At 32.4% G+C, this 2,411-nt stretch carries 4 protein-coding genes; all 4 read left to right on the top strand.

The genetic code is table 11. The features are described 5' to 3' along the window. Nucleotides 1–924, top strand: a 924-nt coding sequence (locus AC1Z3K_RS18565; protein ID WP_461733560.1) for a pre-toxin TG domain-containing protein, incomplete at its 5' end; no start/stop codon positions are given. 20 nt (nt 925–944) lie between these two features. After that, nucleotides 945–1,391, top strand: a complete 447-nt coding sequence (locus AC1Z3K_RS18570; protein WP_426084225.1) for a hypothetical protein — start codon at nt 945–947, stop codon at nt 1,389–1,391. A gap of 304 nt (nt 1,392–1,695) precedes the next feature. Beyond that, a complete protein-coding gene (locus AC1Z3K_RS18575; protein WP_426084224.1) occupies nt 1,696–1,860 on the top strand; it encodes a hypothetical protein in 165 nt (54 codons plus the stop codon). A 200-nt stretch (nt 1,861–2,060) separates the two neighbouring features. Continuing rightward, on the top strand, nt 2,061–2,411 hold a 351-nt coding region (locus AC1Z3K_RS18580), incomplete at its 3' end, for a hypothetical protein (RefSeq protein WP_461733561.1).

The raw sequence follows: 2,411 nt of genomic DNA on the forward strand, positions 1-2,411 counted from the left end.
AGTGCCAAAGGCTACTTTCCAGATCAGGCATTTCAGGGAACAAGGCATAAGAGTCATGTCACACTGGGGGATATTCTCGCAGGAGATACGACGTTAAACGATTATTTGAAAGATGAGTTTGCCCGAAAGAAAGACGAATGGGGCAATCTGACCTTTGAAGAATACCGGGCCGCAAACTTTGCGAAAGGCTCCTTCGATTACTCTTCCCACCACGATCAGATCAAGGGCTTTGTGGTAACGATTGCTGTCAATGGAGCCCTCCTCTTTTTCCAATCGAAGCTGCCGTTGGCCATTGCCAATACCCTGGATATGATAGGAACTGCCACTAATGCGACCGAGGCATGGACTGGAAAAGAGCTGATTACTGGACGGAAGCTATCCACAGGAGAGCGAATACTCAAAGCATCGTTTGCGGTCTTGGAAGGATTTATGTTAGGATATAACGGAGTTAAGACGGTTAAGGGCAAAGTAACTAAGGTACCGGAAGTAGATGGGGATGCAGGAAGTACGTATCATGGACAGACGGTGCCAGGTGAGAAAGCTAGTGGGTCTGAGACTATCAAGCAACCAAATGATTTTGCTACAGAACCGTTCTTACCAGAAGAGTATTATAAAAATAATTATTCTTCTATGGATGGTGTTCCGAACAGTAGAATGGAATATAATAGATTGGGTTCTAGTGGAAATGTAGAAAAATCCGTCATTATTTATGATAAACAGGGGAAACAGAGCATCAGAATAGATTATTCAGATCATGGAAATTCTTTACACCATACTAATCCACATATTCATGAGTTTGAATGGAATAATGGATATATAAATCCTAGTTCTAAGAAAAAATTCTTTTTAGATGAAAATGGGATTTTTCGTGAAGGGAAAATTGATAAAGCAACAAATAGTATAACATTTGATCTTGATAAATAAAAATGAATAGGAGAATTGCTATGGCGGAATTTATTGAAAATCTTATAGAGGTAATAAATGCAGATAAAATTTTAGATGAAATTAAATCTCAGGGCTCATATTCTTTTTCTAATATTATGAAAATTGAATTTTGTATTGAAGAAAATATTTTTAATGAAAGTCGATCAGTTCTATACTTAGATTTTAAAGTTTCATTCTCAAAATCTAAGAGTATTCTACTAGCTAAAATTAAATTTAACAACGTTAGTAATTTATGTTTGAATAAATTAGCAAATAATATAGACATCTCTGAGGGACTTTATATCCATGATATGAAAAATGAACCCATGGATTGGCCTAATGAAGAAAGATTTCATATTCATGATGATAGCGGTTATGGACAAAACGACGGATATATGTATATTGATTTCTACTGTGAAAGTATTGAAGCAATAGGGTTAGAAGAGTTTCCTTACGAAGACTTCTAATTTATTTATAGTATAATCCTTGTTAAAAAATATTTGAAATAGAAATAATTAAAAAATAAAAAAGGCACTTTACTATTCGATTGGAGTCGGATAGTAAAGCCTTGACTAGCAAGCGTAAACTCACTAATCAAGTTGCCAATAGTTAATAAAAGCTAACTGTATTTATTGTACAAATAATGAACAATCTATTTTCGTAATAAAATAATAGGGGCATTAGCAAATTACAAATGGAAAAAAGTATTAGTGTGACAGGCTAATACTCTTTTTTATACTTAAAGCCTCGTTCGCGGTACTGGAAGGGTTTATGTTAGGATATAAAGTTGGTAGTTATACACAGAAGAAGATTGAAGTCACTCAATTTGGTCAAGAAATTTTAACTAACAATCAAAAAGTAACTGATTTAGATATTGTAACTCCAAAGCACATAATTGAAGTTAAGAAATCTGCTTCGTCAATAAAAACTGATTAAATAGATAGGCTGATTGATTATAATAATCCCTAGTTTTTTAATTTTGAGTCAAAAAAATACTTGTATATTTTGATGAACCAATTCAGAATATCACTAATCCCAAAACCTTGGAAAAGATTGAGTATTTACGGAATTTGGAATCACAAAATAAGATAACAATAGTAAATTCACTAGATAATTTAGGAGAAGAGTTGAAATAAATGAGTATATCCTGTTCAATTTTATTAAAAGAAAATAGTTTTATAAATGCTACCGATTTGTATAATGTGATGGAAAAAATATCTAAAGAGAAAAAGTTCTTTTTTGCAAAGAATATGGTAGAAAGTGATAGTGAAAATCGTATCAAATTGATTAGAACAAACATCAGTGATAGACCTTTTCGGGATAGTGTATCTAGACAATTAAACGTGGATATATATGATGAACCTTATGAATTTAAAGAAATATCGTTTGACTGGTATGATAATAATATAGTTTTTTTTGAGGCAATAGTGATAGATTCAATTGATGGAAATGAAGATTTGTTATTCTACTTAACATTTGATTTTTTG

The sequence above is a fragment of the Enterococcus sp. LJL128 genome, assembly GCF_056924295.1.